This is a genomic window from Acinetobacter sp. BD54 (assembly GCF_044778325.1).
Taxonomy (GTDB): domain Bacteria; phylum Pseudomonadota; class Gammaproteobacteria; order Pseudomonadales; family Moraxellaceae; genus Acinetobacter; species Acinetobacter baumannii.
Map to the genome: position 1 here is coordinate 52,251 of NZ_JANJEP010000011.1, position 15,568 is coordinate 67,818.

15 protein-coding genes are annotated in these 15,568 nt (G+C 38.4%); all 15 read left to right on the forward strand.

Features of this window, described 5'->3' with window-relative positions; translation table 11 throughout:
• Positions 1 to 413: 413 nt before the first annotated feature.
• The 15 genes from NQ782_RS16215 (at position 414) to NQ782_RS16285 (ending at position 15,547) form a co-directional block, all read left to right on the forward strand.
• Positions 414 to 2,318, forward strand: a complete 1,905-nt coding sequence (locus NQ782_RS16215; protein ID WP_000643578.1) for a hypothetical protein — start codon at positions 414 to 416, stop codon at positions 2,316 to 2,318.
• 230 nt (positions 2,319 to 2,548) lie between these two features.
• The gene (locus NQ782_RS16220; RefSeq protein WP_000651695.1) at positions 2,549 to 2,809 is read left to right on the forward strand and encodes a hypothetical protein; all 261 of its coding nucleotides are present in this window, start codon (positions 2,549 to 2,551) and stop codon (positions 2,807 to 2,809) included.
• 14 nt (positions 2,810 to 2,823) lie between these two features.
• Entirely contained in the window at positions 2,824 to 3,150 is a 327-nt protein-coding gene (locus tag NQ782_RS16225; protein ID WP_000732369.1) for a hypothetical protein, read from the forward strand.
• A 123-nt stretch (positions 3,151 to 3,273) separates the two neighbouring features.
• The gene (locus tag NQ782_RS16230; RefSeq protein WP_000845226.1) at positions 3,274 to 3,576 is read left to right on the forward strand and encodes a hypothetical protein; all 303 of its coding nucleotides are present in this window, start codon (positions 3,274 to 3,276) and stop codon (positions 3,574 to 3,576) included.
• Entirely contained in the window at positions 3,577 to 3,903 is a 327-nt protein-coding gene (locus tag NQ782_RS16235) for a hypothetical protein (protein WP_001057326.1), read from the forward strand.
• A 663-nt stretch (positions 3,904 to 4,566) separates the two neighbouring features.
• Positions 4,567 to 4,860 (forward strand): hypothetical protein, encoded by a 294-nt coding sequence (locus NQ782_RS16240; RefSeq protein ID WP_000665168.1) that lies wholly within the window; start codon positions 4,567 to 4,569, stop codon positions 4,858 to 4,860.
• A 17-nt stretch (positions 4,861 to 4,877) separates the two neighbouring features.
• Positions 4,878 to 5,594 (forward strand): DotI/IcmL family type IV secretion protein, encoded by a 717-nt coding sequence (locus NQ782_RS16245; RefSeq protein WP_000003236.1) that lies wholly within the window; start codon positions 4,878 to 4,880, stop codon positions 5,592 to 5,594.
• A 17-nt stretch (positions 5,595 to 5,611) separates the two neighbouring features.
• Positions 5,612 to 6,742 carry a DotH/IcmK family type IV secretion protein gene (locus tag NQ782_RS16250; protein ID WP_001176129.1) on the forward strand — a complete coding sequence of 377 codons (1,131 nt, stop codon included), beginning with the start codon at positions 5,612 to 5,614 and terminating at the stop codon, positions 6,740 to 6,742.
• Between the two features lie 8 nt (positions 6,743 to 6,750).
• A complete protein-coding gene (locus tag NQ782_RS16255; RefSeq protein WP_001271963.1) occupies positions 6,751 to 8,382 on the forward strand; it encodes a DotG/IcmE/VirB10 family protein in 1,632 nt (543 codons plus the stop codon).
• A gap of 24 nt (positions 8,383 to 8,406) precedes the next feature.
• Positions 8,407 to 9,261: a hypothetical protein gene (locus NQ782_RS16260; RefSeq protein ID WP_000064220.1), complete on the forward strand. Its 855-nt coding sequence runs from the start codon at positions 8,407 to 8,409 to the stop codon at positions 9,259 to 9,261.
• 194 nt (positions 9,262 to 9,455) lie between these two features.
• Positions 9,456 to 9,878, forward strand: a complete 423-nt coding sequence (locus NQ782_RS16265; RefSeq protein ID WP_225472448.1) for a type VI secretion protein — start codon at positions 9,456 to 9,458, stop codon at positions 9,876 to 9,878.
• A gap of 104 nt (positions 9,879 to 9,982) precedes the next feature.
• Positions 9,983 to 10,402, forward strand: coding sequence for a hypothetical protein (locus NQ782_RS16270; protein WP_000036098.1), 420 nt, complete (start codon positions 9,983 to 9,985; stop codon positions 10,400 to 10,402).
• A 78-nt stretch (positions 10,403 to 10,480) separates the two neighbouring features.
• Positions 10,481 to 11,239: a hypothetical protein gene (locus NQ782_RS16275; RefSeq protein WP_000608872.1), complete on the forward strand. Its 759-nt coding sequence runs from the start codon at positions 10,481 to 10,483 to the stop codon at positions 11,237 to 11,239.
• Between the two features lie 11 nt (positions 11,240 to 11,250).
• Positions 11,251 to 12,258, forward strand: coding sequence for a hypothetical protein (locus NQ782_RS16280; RefSeq protein WP_000573069.1), 1,008 nt, complete (start codon positions 11,251 to 11,253; stop codon positions 12,256 to 12,258).
• A 16-nt stretch (positions 12,259 to 12,274) separates the two neighbouring features.
• Positions 12,275 to 15,547, forward strand: a complete 3,273-nt coding sequence (locus NQ782_RS16285; protein ID WP_000255072.1) for an ATP-binding protein — start codon at positions 12,275 to 12,277, stop codon at positions 15,545 to 15,547.
• Positions 15,548 to 15,568 lie beyond the last annotated feature (21 nt).

Genomic DNA, 15,568 nt, shown 5'->3' on the forward strand with positions numbered 1-15,568 from the left:
TATATGAGACAATTTTTATCGAATAATATAAGAATGAATAATTTTCTATATAATTATTAAAAATGTATAGTTTTAAAAAATAAAATTTCAAAGATTAATTATTTAAAATTTAAAGATCAATAAATCTTTTTTATACGTTTCGATAAATTTAAAAAAAATAAATTACATGTTGCATCACGTGTTAGGTTGCGAGTGATATCTGCTTACAGGATAATGAACGTACTTAGTGATAGCTCAAAAGTGGAATTTAATAAAGTTAAGGATGGGTAACGAGCAAGGAGTGTTGCAAACGGTAAGTTTTTAAGCAAAACTGCAATCTGATGAGACATGGTCTAGAACGAAGTGAAAGCAGTTGAGCAACACTCCGTATCTGATAGATGTAATAAATTAAAAGTTATCGTGGTGTTTGAATTATGAAAGCTGGCTCGGAATTAGAATTCAATGCAAAAAAATATCCAAAAAGTATTAAAGGCTTGGAGACACGTGTATTTGATTATTCTGAGAAAACAATAATCAGATATACCAATGTTTGGAAAAAACTATTAAAACAATATGGGTTAGAAGATCAAGTTTTGGTTAATCCCGAATATACGTTGGAAACAGTAGTAAATAATCTTATTTCTGAATATGGAAATAATGAATTGCGAAACTCTACTTTTAGACACTATCGATCTGCACTTATTCATCGTATGGGAGTGATCTTGAGTGAACAAAAGAGGGATGGTGAGAAGCTTGTAGCTTTGCCTAAGCTGGCAAGGCTTTTTGAAAGTTTGAAAGCTGTTGAGGCGACAGATGATAAGAAACAGCCGAACCGTTCTAGTAGTTCGAAGCTCAAGTACTTTCCAAAAGATCTTTATGAATTTGTGTTAGGCAGCAGTTTTAATTTGAACAGGTCTAATTTGGGATTGATGTTAAAGCTGTTTATAGAAGCAAATACTATGATTGGATTGAGGCCAGTGGAGTGGCAAAGCTTAAGGTTGGCATGTGATGTTGAAGAGAGATGCTTATCTCTTGTGGTCGATAATGCAAAAAATACTCAGGGTAGAGCGAACGGCGACATAAGGATTCTTAATATGATTGAGCCTGATTCAATCAAGCTTAAGAATCAATTAAGGGCAATACTTGGGTTTAAGAGATTGCTCGATTTAGAACTGGAGGCAAGAGCTAGAAAGTTCTTAACTGAAAGAAGTAGAGAGACTAATGAAACTTATAAAATCTACATCGCAAGTAAAGAGCCAGACAGTTTTGAATTTGAGTTCATTCATTGGAAAGGTTCCCAAACCGTTAACTGTATAGAAGCCGTAAACTGTATAAAACCTGTGAATGGAACTGGAGAAACCGTAAACTGGATTTCTACTGAAAACGAACTTGAGCAAAATATTGAAGATAGAACAAACGGCGCATTACCTTCCATAAACGGACCAGATACCGTAAACAGAATATCGTCCGGACATGGCCAGGATACGACTGACGACAATAAAGCTGGAGGTGGTGAATTTAATTATGAGCGAGTGATTGAAGACGGCGCTCATTCTTCCGTAAACGGGATAAATACCGTAGACAGAATAAAGACCGTAGACGGAATAAATAAAGTTGATGGAAGTGATCACGGCGCATTACCTTCCGCGAACGGACCAGATACCGTAAACGGAATAAAGGCCATAGACGGAAATAATACAGTTGATGGAATTAACGCCGTTGCCGGAATAAAGGGGGGTGGGACAAATCAAGCCATTTCTACTGCTTCTACTGCGCCAGCTCCAGAGTTGACCGACTTCGGATTTAATTCAGTTGCCGGTGAAATACAGCAAACGGGTAGAAATACCGATCACGGAAAAATGGCTGCCTTATTGGGTGCTTATAACGCCGTGGTAATTGAGAGTTATGTTGATCGTTATGGCACGATTCAATATGCACTATGTCAAAGTGTGATGGATTCATTGCAACGTAAATTAAAAGATATGAGCAATGAATTTTATGAAAAGAAAAAGTTTGGTTTACCTGAAGAGTTAGCTTCAAATAAAGCAAATGCTACGATTTACAGTACACGCCATCAAGCGGTAGCCAATCGGAAAAAATATAAGTGGAAAGAAGAAGAGGTCGCAGGTTGGTTTGGGCATGCAAGTGTTCAAACGGCGTCAAGACACTATGGTGTGGCTGGTAAGGGTTGGGGTGATAAACCTATGTTTAGAACTTCAAAATTTAGTCTGGAAAAAGTCAGAATGAGAGAGCAACAACTTAATCAAACCAAACAGCTCACTGAAGAAGATGTATTAAATTCGGTTTTATCAGATAAAGATTTAGATGATCTGTTGTAATTAAAAATGTATTCCGGTAATTTTTAAAAAATAGATATATCTTTTTTTAAAAAATCGGTGGTAATATGAAAGCGAGACTTTTGCTGGCGGCTATCATAATTATTGTGATTGGTGGGCCACTCTCATTTTTTTATTATTTATACGGCGGTTGAGCAGCAATGAAGATACCCCTAATCATAATTGTGGTTTTATGTACTTTGTATTTTTTAAATCTTTCATTGAAATCAAATATGAAAGACATTCACAAAAAAGAGATCAGCGATAAAGCTTATTTTCGTCTGAGTAGCGAATATGGCTTTGTTAAGGCAAGTCATGCTGGAGATGAGATGCGGTCAAAAATCATCAAAGCATTATCTGATGGCATAATAGATGGCAATGAATATGTATCTATAACCGGAGAAGAGCCTGACTATGATCTTAGTACTGATGCTGAAAAAGCAACATACAAAGAGGCAAAACAAAAATTTATTGATGAATTTAAACCTTCATAAATAGAGGCCAATTAATGAAAAAACTATTTATAGGGCTCGTAATAATAGTAATTGCACTGATCATCGTTACTCAGTACTTCAAAGCTAGGAGTTACAAAGTTGAGGTTGATGATAAGGGTTACTACATACTCAATGAAATGTATGAGCATGTTAAAAATAGTAAGGCTGGAGATGAGCTTGAAATACGGCTTCACACGGCGTTGGATGATGGGATTATCACTCAGGCTGAATATACATACCTCACGGACTCTGAATTGCCATCGATGACAGTTCAAGCCAGTGATAAAGAATATAAAGAAGCCAAGCTAAAAATTTTAAAAGAGTTTAAAAAAGTTTCATAAATGAAAGTTTGTATTTATAGCGCGGTTTAGTTCCGTTCTCGGACTAACATACAGTAAACGGTATTACCGCCGTGGACGGATAAAGGCTCTCCCCAATAGCCCTAATTTATATAGGTGGCTTAAATGAAAACAGATGATGTTATTGAACACATCGAAAAACAAAATGTGACAGCAGTAGAATTACTCGATGAGTTTGATCCGAACTTGCAATTCAAATTCGCTAAAGCAATGACGGCGTTAAAACAGGTTATTGATGATGTTCGGATTCTTTATCCAGATGCCTCTTACTACATTCAAGATGATGCTTTTTATCTAATGCTAGGAGATAGCCATTCTGGTGATCATAAACAGAATGCAAATACAAATTTAATTGCATTGACTGATAATCATAAATTGGCAGGGTGTATCTCTGGTGGAGGATTCTAAATGAATATGTCAAACGAATATAAACCAATGCTTATCAAGCACAATAAGTCACAGCCACGTATTAAAAGTATCGAGGACAGGGTATTTCAAGTCTTTGGCATTTTTGCGCTAATTGCTTTTGGGTTAACAACGTGGGACCTCTTTGCCTCTGGGGAGCTCTCAGTTCTAAGTTTTAATATGACTTCTGAGGAAATACATCAGTTATCTGAAGCTTTTATGGAAGCGCTCTTTTCCCGTGTATTTATGTTGGTCATTTTTATTTTCTTCGGTGGTTTTGCCCTACTTAATTTAATCAAACTTATTCAATTGTTTGATTCTGGCAAATAAATTACATAAATAACTTAATAGGACTTTATTATGAAATCAGTAATGCAATTAGGCAAACCGAAAGCTGAAAAAAGTATTTTTCTATCCCAGCTACTTTGTGAATATGAAAATGATCCCACCAAATTTAAGATTATATCAGCTCCAGTAGATACCTCTCAGCTAAACCAAGTTTATAGAAGTACATGCAACGTCGAGGTTAAGTGTATTAAGAAATCAAAGTAGGATAAGCCGTTCTCATTAGGAACATTACATAGACACGGCGTACCAATTCCGGCTACGGAAAAATACAGTAAACGGGCTTGGGTCCGGACACGGCGAATATTAAGTTTTCAGTTATGAAAGATGAAAGGACTAATTCCGGAAGCGGAGGAATACAGGAAACGGAAATAGGTCCGTACACGGAAACACAGCTTCATACGCCGTGATAATTTAAAAATAGACCAGCTTTAAAGCTGGTTTTTTTGTGCAAGCTATTTATAATTAGAAACTATAAATTTTTTAAAACTAAAAAGTTTTCTGAAATATTTTTATTTTCTTGGGTAATTTTAAAAAAAAGATATTGCAGATTTTTAAAAATACTAAGACAATAGCCACTATAAGCAACTGACACTAGATGTGCAGTTTAATTCAAGCTCGTGCCTTAATAATGACGAGATGAGAACTATGAAAGAGTCACAACAACAAGACATTGAACTGTCTTCTTCTTCAGATGAATACAGTACGTGGGGGAATCCTCGCAATTCTCTGAATGTAGATGTTAGAACTAAAGAGTTCTATTCAAATCTGCTTACGCGCATTATCAACTTCAAGATTATTGTTCTTGTTGCTTTGACATTAGTTGTACTTGCACAAGTTGCCTATATCGCTGTTAAAAGAAATTTTGAACAGCTTGTTTTTGATGATGGTTCAAGTACTCCTTGTATTTATAACCCTCTAACTAAAACCTTTCGGCAATAATAAGCAAGGAATAGGTAATGTCTGAACAAAAGCAGAATCAGAACCCGAAAACTAAACCTCGTTTTCCAACTACACCAGAACAGGTTAATAGTGGGTTGGTCGAAATGGCCAAAAAGAATGATGAACTTGAAGACAAGATTAAAAGTCAACGTCGTCAATTATTAGGCTGCATTATCGGTATTGGTGTGTTGGGTACAGCGGTTGCAGTACTTGGTGGCATTATTGGATTGATGCCAAAAGTCGAATACTTTCAGACCGTCAATAATGAAGTAATTTGTAAAATCAATCCGAATGACAATCCTGCATTTACTGACGTAAATGTTGCTGAATTTGCTTCGGAAGGTTTGCTAAATGCCTATTCACTTGATTATCAGAATGCCGACGCTGATATCAATAACACTTTACGCCGTTACTTCACAGATCGTGGGCGTGAAAGCTTCATTACTACGCTACGTCAATCAGGTTTGATTGACCAGATCCGTAACAATTTCTTAGTCCTTAGAACTTCTAAGCTGCAAACACCTGAAGTCGCTAAAAATAATGGCATTGATAGTCGTGGCAATCGATTCTGGATTGTTATGCAACCAGTTCGCATGGACTACTTCAACGGTAAATCTCAACCGGCTGATACTCGACAATATATGGCTGAAATTCGTGTTGAAGTTACGCCACGTGATGTCTATAACCCGAAAGGTTTAGGTATCGCCAGTATCGTTTTACGTGCAAAAAATTAATTTAGGGAAGTCTCAAGATGCAGCTAAAGTTTAAAAATCTTGCACTGAGTATGGCGCTAGTCGTTGCTGGTAGTTCTTATGCTGAACCAAGCCAACAACAATCAGGCCAGCAACAGCAAGCTACGGCGCAGCAAACTGTGCCTTCTTCTCAACCACAGGGTAATAACCAATCTCAAGGGAATAACCAGCAACAAGGTCAACAGCAAGCCAATAATCAACAGGCTCAAGCTGAAGCGCCTTCGTATATTGGAACACCTCCACCAAATACGATTAATTTAGGTAATGTTCAAACTTTTGGTAATTCGTTCCCACCACCAGTACGTGTAGCGAAAACTAAAGATGAGATTGTTGCTGAAATTTTAAGTATGGAACTTACCCCGCAACAGGTTAAAAACATCAAGGATCTGCTCTTACGTCAAGAGCGGGATGCTTCTACACCATATACGACAACGGCGCGACCAATTGTACGCTCTGTTCCAATTGATTTGAGCCCAGCAGCTCAACCGCCAGTCTTACGGCTTTCTATGGGAATGTTAACCAGTATTGTTTTTAGCGATCTGAGTGGTAATCCGTGGGAAATTGAAAAAGTTACGTTCAACAAAGAACTGTTTGCAGACGACAGACCAGAACAAGGGCAGGGTCAAGGTGAAAAATCTGATATTTCATCTAAAAACACGAACATATTTTCAATTGAACCTCTTACCGCTACCGCTTACGGAAACGTGACAGTACGTTTAAAAGGTTTATCAACACCAGTAATTTTCATTTTAGCCACTGGTCAAAATGAAGTGGATATGCGTATTGATGCGCGACTAGCTGGGCGTAGTCCAACATCTGTCAACTCTTCGTTACGCGCAAATATGAATGCCACTGGCGTTATGTCGAGTATTGATAGTCAGACACTACTATTTCTAGATGGTACGCCTCCAGTAGAAGCAGAACGCATTAGAACTTCAGATACAAGTGTTGAAGCTTGGAATTTTAACGGTCAATACATTGTTCGTAGTAACGATACAGTGCTTTACCCAAGTTATAAATCAACAGCACGTTCAACAGGCGGCACAAGTATTTATGTCTATCCGGATCCTATTAATCAGGTAACGATTAGTAGAAACGGACAACCGACTACAGTGTATTTTAATAATTAAGGTGTGCTATGAGTGCTGAAAATAATACAAATAAACCAGATGACATCCAGTCTTCGCAAGAGCAATTCACTGGTCAAAATGAAGCGACTCACTCGACTCATAATTCCGATCCTGAACGCAGGGATCCTTTGACGCCTGAATATGAGACGTTTGAAGAAAATCAGACAGCAACTTGGATACCAAGAAATGATGCAGATAATCGCATCAATATGAAATTTGGTGATAAGTTCAAGCTCTACTGGCGTGAAAACGGTGTGTTCCGTTTTATCATCTTAACTGTTGGTGCAGTAATTCTTCTTATCCTATTTTTCCTCATGAAGTTCATCTTCAGACAGGATGCGCCGGAACAAATTAATCCGGCAAATATTAAGATGGATGCTCCGCAAAGCAATACTAAGCAAGCGGAATATGTATCACAAGAGCAATATACAGCTATACGTAAACAAGAAGAAATTCTAGCAAGACAGGCGGCGGCTAAAGGCGAAAGCTATACACCACGTAATCTTGTTATTGCTCCAACAGATGCTCAAGGTCAAGTGGTATTACCTTCAACATCTAATGCTCAATACGGCGCTATGAACCCGCAACAAGCTGGTTTAATGAATAGTACTGGCCAATTAACTTATGCAAATCCAGCAGTGGCAGGACAACAAGGTCAGATGCAACAGCAGGGAATGCAGCAAGGCCAACCGCAACCTCAATACATACCAGTTCAAACACAAGATTACGTAAGTGATGTTGCTGCGAATTATGAGCAAAATAACAATCAATTTGCGAACTGGTTTGATGAAGAAAGTCAACGCCAAATCACTGCAAATAAAGAGCAAGAACAAACAATTAACAGTTTTGTTCTTAAACAGATTGGTCAGATCACGGGTGCTGAGTTTGACGCTAACGGAAATATGATTCCGAAGAGCAAAGACAAAAAAACTAAAGCCGGTTCATACGCACAAAAAACCTATTACACGGCGCCAGCAAGCGCAGACAATTCCGGAAACGGAAGTAATACAGGTAACGGTGCAAACAATGCTCAGGATGCTTCGCCGTTTTCCGCTAACGGAAATAATCCAGTAAACGGTAAAAAGTCCGGAACCGGAAAAGTGTTGATTCCAGCCGGAACTCGTTCAATTGCTCGTTTATTGGGTGAAGTGAATACAGATGACGGCAACCAAGTCTTTGCACAAGTTACCAATGGCCCATTAAAAGGCCGCAAAGTGTTTGGAACAGTTTCTAAGTCAAATGACAATATTCAATTCAAAATTGATCGTGTCTTGAGTGATGGTAAGAACAAAGAATTTTCTATCGACGCCGTGGGTCAAACGTTGCAAGGCTCATATGGAATGGCGACATATATCAAACGCCATACTTTACAGCGTTATGGTGCATTAATCGCAAGTGGTATTGCACAAGGTTACGGTCAGGCATATAGCCAAGCTTATGGCCAACAAACTTATACAAGTGGTGCAACAGTGATTGAGACTAAGGATCCATCTGGTGAGCGTATTGCCGGAAACATCATTGGTCAAGTTGGCCAAAATGCAAGTCAGGAAATTCAGCAAATCGGGCGTAAACAAGTGACATATATCACTCCAGTCGGCACCGTTTTCTACATTTTCTTTAACCAAGATGTGACTGAATAACAATCGAATTTGGAGAAATTAAAAATGTCAAACGAACCACAACAACCTAATTATGATGACGATTTTGACTATCAGACACAGGCACAACAACCAGTTGATTCGACTGATAGACGTAATAAGTTCATTTTAATTGGCGCAGTTATCTTCGCTATTTGTGTTCTTACGTTCATGTTTATTTCAACAAAAATGAAAAAAGCACCACCGAAAGATCAAACTATTGAAGCTCCAGCTCCAGATCAAACGGCATATCAACCACCGCCACAACCAGTGCAAATGCAGCCACAACAACCGGTTGGATATTCGCAAAATTCAATGGTGGCCGTGCCAGAAACGATGCCAAAGTCTACTGATCCAGTGAACGGTACAGTGATGGTTAAAGATATGACTGGTAAAGACGTTGATGCTTATTCCGTGGACGGACAAAACGCCATTATTCAATTCAACAATGCTAATGGTTTACAGCCGATCCCATTGAATATGCCAGCTCCAGTAGCGCCAAATATCAATAATCAGGCGAATAATTTTAATGAGCAACGTGTGATTACGTTAGAGCAAGAAAATTCACAGCTCAAGGCTCAAAACAATTCACTACGTACATTGGCCCAAGATCAGCAACTTAAAATTGGACAGTATCAAGCATTGATTAAAAATGCACGCGCAAACAACGGCGCAAATATTGTGCAATTACGTGAAACTAAAAAAGGTGTTGCTTTGAATAAAGCATTACCACGTGGACAAGAAGTAGTAGCGACTGTAGGCAATCGTGTTTGGTTATCTGACGGTAAGCAATATAACTCATATGGAGTAGGCCAACGTCTACCAACGGGTTATCGCGTTCTTGATGTAAATGAAATGGCTGGCGAAGCTTCATTTAAGTAACAAAGCTACAAACTAGACCAAGATTATAGGGGGCGCGCATGGAAACTATAGATATTTTGCAAAATATGGGTTTCTTCTTCGTAGCAGCTACCGAATTGCTTCGATACTTCTTTGTAGTGTCTGGTTTTTACATATTTCTTCATGCGCTGGTTGATTTTGTTCAAATTTCACAACCAGCTTTAGCAGGACGATTTATGACTCAAATACGCCGACCAAGCGCATTTGGGGCATCGATGAAACTTATTATCGCAGCGTTTCTTTGTACGTTGGGTTTAAGACTTCAGTTGCTAGACATCGTTGGGTCACTCATTAGTGACACAACACCAGCAGGGGTAACTTATTACGATTACACACAGTACACAGGCAGCTCTTATACAGACGAGCTCAACTTAGCAGTATTGGTAATCATCGGGGTTTTACAATTTTTTGGATTATTAGCCATTGGTCGTGGTCTATGGATCTGGCGCGATAATGCTGACGGCATTGCCAAATTATCTGTAGGTCAAGGAACAATGTTCATGATAGGAGGAATGTTAGCTTATAAAGTTGAAGTTGTGCACGCATTTTTAGCGTCGTGGTTTGGCTTAGACTTTTTCAAAATCATAGGCTTAACCTAGAAATGAATATTAATTTTTTTAACATCTGAGCTGGTAGATCCACTCAGTCCAAAACCAACTCCTAGCCAATTTCGGCGGAAAAAGGAAAGAAGGAAAAATTTTTTATGAGCAAAATCAATAACTTACAGAAAGTAAAAAACGTTGGTCAAGATATCTATGCACAACTTGGCGTTGCTTTCACTATGGGTTCATTAGGTATTACTAATGCGATTGCGGCTCCAGATACTACCAATCTAACTGGTGGTAATCGTCAGGGACAAGCAACAGGTGGTGACTCTGTGGGTGACATCCGTGATCGTGGTATTAACGCAATGGATGCATTCATGTCATTCCTTCAATATGCGGGAATGTTAGTTGGTTTCATCGTTTTCGTAATGGGTGTTATCGACTTCTTAAATATCGGTAAGCCGGGTAAAGATGCCACTGCTGGTAAAGCTGGATTGAAGCTCTTGATTGGTGCTGTTTTAGCGGGTGCTGGTTACTTCTACTGGTCTGCTGCGAACTCTGCCTCTGGCAACGTCTAAGCGCGTTTAAGAGGTATTGTAGGGAGAGCTCCGGCTTTCCCTACAGCTTAATTTAAATATGCGATTAAGGGGATTATCATGATAAACAAAAGCATTCAACTCGATACCATAGGTGATACTGAGAAGTTTTTACATGCTTTAAAAATTGATTCTTCTTCCTTTTTCAAAAAGCATGACCATCGTTGCTATTTTTGTGATTTTCGGGATCTTCGTTTTCTTGAGGTCCACCATCTAGATGGAAATCACAACAATAATAATGAGTCGAATCTTGTGCCGGCTTGTACTTTATGTCATCGAGCGCATCATTTAGCTTGGGTGCTAACAGATCGTTCGGGGTTGTTAGGTATATGTCATGAGTTGGACCAGATCAGAATTAATCATCTACAACGTTTTGTTCTCGTTTTAGCTAACCATCCGGATCCTAAGCTGAAGGCATTTTTTATCAAGGGTGGGATGTTCCAGACCGTACTTGATAATATTGCAATGGAGTATTACCGTCCGGATGTTGATGAGAAGACGATTCGTGAAAGTATCGATTCTGAATTCCCTCAAGCAACGATTGATTTAAAAGAATCACTCTTTACTGACCGTATTAATGCAATTTATGTGAGACAGTCTCTATCATCAAATGATGGGTTAGAACGCCTCATTTATGCAATTAATGAGGTTAAGCAGAGTAATAAGACGATAGCGCCGAATGCGTTTTTCCCGTTTGTTCTGTTATATAACCAAAATATCTTTTCTAAAGAGCAAATTGATTATTACCTTTCATTAGATGAGTTTAATCCGGAGAAGTGGACTCAGCTTTTTGAAGAACAACTTCTTAAAGCCGGTTAATGGAGGTCATTATGATTGAAAGTAACCTAAATCCATTTCTGTTTAGAGCTCTGCCAAATATAGAGCATGCTTGTATTGGTAACGCTTACGATTTAATGGCCAATCAATTCGAACAAGCGCCTATAAATGTTCAAGAATGGTTTCACTTGCATACCGGCTTTATAGATACCGGATTAGAGCTTACTGACGATGTTGAGACGGCTTTTGTAACGATACTATCGAACCAAGTAGTACGTTTACTGGAGCAAACACGATTGCCTTTATTCAGTACTCCGGATCCTGAATTAGAACCATTTATTGCCGATAGTATGGATGATGAGCTCTGTCTGGTATCTATTTCACTAGAAAATTTGACGGCGCAACAAATCAAGATTCGTACTTTATTAGGTTTTGGTCCTCAACTAGTTATATTGAAGTCAAATAGTGATTTTTTTGACATGCATGGGTTCGAGTTGGTAGTAACTGATTCTTTCCCTTGTACTTCATTTCGATTGTTTATTGAGTCAAGTAAGCGGAATTTACTATCTACATTCAACAAAACTTTTATGCTTCAGCAAAACACTATTGCAAATGAACTTTTAAATGGTCCAGCAATCTATAGTGATTTATTTAAGCAAGCATTACGTCAACAAATCTGTTCAAAGCTATGTGCTGAAGATGATTTGGAAATATCAGTACATGACAAGGAACTTTGTGATGATGCTGGAAATTTATATTTTCATATTGGCTTTAATCAGACATTTAAGCATCAGTTTTTTCATTTAGTTTCTAAAAATATTCTTATTTCTCCTTTTCATATCGAACGTCTAATTGGCGAAGGAAACGAACTTCTTGAAACACCGGCTGCTGCTCAATCGAATTTAGAAAGTTTAGTTACATTCATGTTGGTGTACATGGCCATATATGAAAAAGAGGCTCTAGATTCAATCAATTCAACAAATATTAATGATGATGATGTTCTAAATATGATTATGTCTAAATTGGAACAACATTCTAATAATTACCCAAGTTTTAGTTAAAAAGGTGAGATCAGCTATGGTAAGCACTGCGACTCCAAAAAGAGCAGATACTAGAAGTACTGCGAATAATTCTAAAGCGAACACCAAGCCAACTAAAGTGAAAAGACGCTCTTCTTTAGTGTCTTCACTTGAGCTGATACTCGTATCGCTTGCGAAAATGTTTAAAGCTTCAGCAAATGACTATTGTGAAATAGAAACGGTTGATGGTCGTTTCAATTTGGTCATGCAAGACGGTACGATGGTTACGATCTTGAAGTATGAAGGTATTCGTTCAACAATTGATTATCACCAAACATTTATGGGTGAAATTGACCGCTTAAATAACTATCTGAAGAATAATTTAAATGCAGTAAACAGCCATAAGATTATGGTGTTATTTAGACGTGATGATGCAGTAAATTCAGAATTAAATCGTATTGTTGATATCCAGAAAAATACAGCACGTAAAGTCAATATTCGTCTGGATTCTTTCATTGATGAAATGCGTGATGTTTATGCACCGTATATTTACGATGAAGAGATCTATTTTGCTTTAATGACCAATCCGAAAATTTTGGATAAATCCGAAATTGCCGGTGATTATAGACGAACTGCTGATATTGTTAAGAAATACAATATTCCACCGATGTCAGATGCACAGAACCTTTTACATGGCTTGTCTTCGTTAAAATCAATTCATGATACATTCGTATCTGGTGTGATTAGTGAACTTGAACATCAAGACTTTAAAGGGGTTGTAGATAAGCTAGATGTAAGTGCTGCTATTACGGCAACTGGCCGTATGATGAATCCACGCTACTTTGATCCAAACTTTAAAGCATTTTTGCCGAATAGTGGAATGCCTATTCCTTTACGTTGGAAAAACCGTACTGATCCTCAAGATCTGTCTCACGTTTTATATCCTCGTATTTCTGATCAATTAATGACTCAGACGATTACTCCATTAAACAGTAAAGATAAAGCCGGAGACATCACTGTTCCAAAAAGTGCTGTTCAATGCGGTGATATGGTCTATGTTCCAATTCCTTTAAAAACACCTCCATCACCAAGTTTTTCAGGCACATCTTCTGTAATGCCTACATTTATTGATTTCTTCGACCGAATGAATCAACAAACAACTGAAACATCAGATGGTTCAAGTCGTGCAATTCCTTATGCCGTCTCATTTATGTTATCTGGCGATGGGATGGCATCTATCGGTATCAAACGAGCCGTAACGGCGGTAGTAGGCTGGCAAGGAGCTGCAAACCAGCAAATTAAGGCCGCTGGTGATTCATTGCAGCGTTATAAAGATTATGGTGGTTGTGTAGTCGGTTTACAGGTTTCGCTCATGACTTGGGATGAAGCTACTCCAAGAGGTATTGAGCGTTTACAGATTCGCCGATCTAAACTTTGGCGTGCTGCACAAAACTGGGGACATGCCGTTCCACTAGAGCGTACAGGAGATGCTGTTAAAGCTTATTTAACTCATTTTCCTTTATCTACTATGCATCATGCGCCACTTTGCCCAGCACCTTTACCTGATGCATTGCATTTACTTCCTCTTGACCGGCCAGCTTCCCCATTTAAAAAGGGTACAATGGTACAACGTACACCTTGCGGAAAATTAATTCGTATCGAGCACTTCTCTGAAGAGCTGGCATATAACTACACCATTATTTCCGGTACGATGGGTTCCGGTAAATCGATGCGTATGAACGATGAGCTGTTTGAAGCTTGTTTGGCGGCCGGTCTAGAACGCTTACCTTATATCTTTATTTCAGACGTTGGTGTGTCATCTTCAGGTCTGGTTTATGGCATCCAGAATGCTTTAGATCCTTCACGCAAACATTGGTGCGTGTATAAGCGAATCTCGAAGAGTGCTAAGGACGCAATTAACCCGATGGAAACTGCGGTTGGTCTTCAGTATCCATTATCAAACGAGTTTGATCAGATCCGCGCATTCCTTGTAACGCTTGTTACTCCAGCGGAAAACGAACATCCTGAACCTGAGATGAGCGCGGTAATCTCTTTGATTATTCGTGAAGCATTTAAATTCTTTGCTACTGATAATGATCAAAGTCAGCCAAAGATCTATCAAACAGGTCAGTCACATGAATTAGATCTACTTTTACGTGAATTAAGAATTTCATTATCTGAAACACTTCCGTTGCATGATCTGGCTTTATTGTGTCATCAACTTGCTGAACAAATTGTTTCTAATGAAGAAATACAACAAGTTAGAAAGAATAAGCTTTTACGTGCACGTAATTTGGCACACCGTTATGCAATGCCAATTTTGAGTGACTTAATTACGGTTGCCAAGAAAGAAGAAATTCAGCGTATTTATGGTGATTATAAAACCTCACACGGCGAAAATATTCTTGATGCAGTAACCCGTTCTCTTTCTCAAGCAGCAAACGATTACCCTAACTTTAGTACGTTTACTCAATTTGATATTTCTGACGCGCGTATTGCTTCTGTGGATCTGCAAGACGTAATTGTTAAAAACAACCGTAAAAATAACTCATTGTTCTTCCAGATCGTGCGTATGTTCTATAAAAAACGTATCGCATACAGTGAGGAAGACTTAACCCGTGGTGAGATACCTAAAGATTATCTTGACTATTACAGCAATTTAGTTGCAGAGCTGAAAATCGATAAAAAATATATGGTTTTCGATGAGATGCACAACATTAAATCTGACAACTTTATGATTGCTGAACTTGAGCGTGACAGTCGTGAGATCCGTAAATGGGGTATTGCTTACTACTTAAGTTCACAATATATCAGTGACTTTGGCATTCTTACCAAAGCTGCCAGTCGTTTTGTTGTATGTTCTCAAGGTTCACCTGAAGAACGTAAAGACATTGTGAAATACTTACAACTTACTCCAGCTCAAGAAAAACGTTTAACTTCCATTGTGGGTTTACGTTCATCTGGTATGACGTACCTTTCTAAAGTGATTAACGAGCGTAATGATCAATATGTTCAATTCTTCACCTCTATGATTGGGCCTAAACGCCTTTGGTTATTAACGACGAATCCGGAAGATCAGGCAGTTCGAAGCATCATGCGTAAAAAACATGATCTGGAGACATGTATTGATATCTTGGCTACAGTGCATCCCCGTGGTGTGAAAACCATTGTAAATACCCTGAAAGAGCAACGTGCTCTTGAAATCACTTCTTCAGCAGCTTTAAGTCTGGAAGAGGAAGAGAATATTAAGCTGGGTATTTATACCGAACTGGTGGATGAGGCGATTAAAACTTATAACTTCATTCAAAGCCAAAAACTCAGAGTTGCATAATTAAGGTTAAGGAAAAAGCTT